At 44.2% G+C, this 987-nt stretch carries 1 protein-coding gene; it reads left to right on the forward strand.

Annotated features, from left to right (window positions below; translation table 11 throughout):
• Nucleotides 1-103: 103 nt before the first annotated feature.
• Nucleotides 104-481, forward strand: a complete 378-nt coding sequence (locus PG881_RS23900) for a hypothetical protein (RefSeq protein ID WP_270803310.1) — start codon at nucleotides 104-106, stop codon at nucleotides 479-481.
• Nucleotides 482-987 lie beyond the last annotated feature (506 nt).

A 987-nucleotide genomic window follows, 5' to 3' on the forward strand; every position in this document is an offset into this window, starting at 1 on the left:
CTCATGATGAACCCTGTTCCATGGCTCCAGATGACAAACATGATCTCATATCAGGGACTTGTTCGCACCTTCCCTAGGGGTTAACCCATCATTGGTATCACGTATGATGATGGATCTTGGGCCTGAGAGTGGTAACGAACTAGGGCTGATGATTGCAAGAACGGAGGGGAGTGCAACTGATCCTTTCCGCTTCATCTATGAATGTGGCGCACTAATATTTTTCTTCCATTGGTGTTTGTATAAGAGCGCTGGTGACATCAATTGGATGCACCAACATCTAGCAAAACAGGGATTCTTGATTGATCAGATCAGTACAGATACGCATGCGTTAAGTATCGCACAGTCAATACTAGGTGGTATTGAATTACGTGGGTACGACCTGCGCAGATTCAACCAAAACCTCTCTGTCTTTATGGCCGAATATGAAGAGTATCTTGACAGTGATGGCACAAGGGAACCGCCAAAGCTAGTTTTACATTAGTGTAGGGATTGTATGGATTTCTATAGAAAGGCTTCCTTCATAGCGATCATTGTTGTGTTACTGACCTTAGTGGCAGGGCCATTCCTATTCAAGTTCTATCCAAACTTTGAAAAGGGAAAAGTTATGTGTGAATCACAAGGAGGGCATGTTAGCTTTGAAGGGAGGGACATCAAGGTTTATGGTGATAGAATCGAATTGGTCGGTGTCTGGGGAATATTGGATAGTGGTAAACCCAGACACATTTTGATCCAAACTAAAGGACGGTTGTGTGTAATTGAAGAAAGTAACGCTGATTAGATAAACATACAGGAAGGCGTCTAGGATCGTCCCTAACGAGGTTGAGAGGCTTACGTGTAGAATCCCTAGGCTACGCCTAGTGACACTATATAGCATAAGTGAGTAGACCAACGCCTTCGGCAAAGAGTAAAAGTGTAGTGGTCAACTAAATCCGGACACACAGTTAAGCCGATTTTCGGCCTCTGCTGGCGGTATCCCATCATTGTGTT

It is taken from the genome of Aeromonas sp. QDB54 (genome assembly GCF_027707385.1).
In the GTDB taxonomy this organism is placed as follows: Bacteria; Pseudomonadota; Gammaproteobacteria; order Enterobacterales; family Aeromonadaceae; genus Aeromonas; species Aeromonas hydrophila.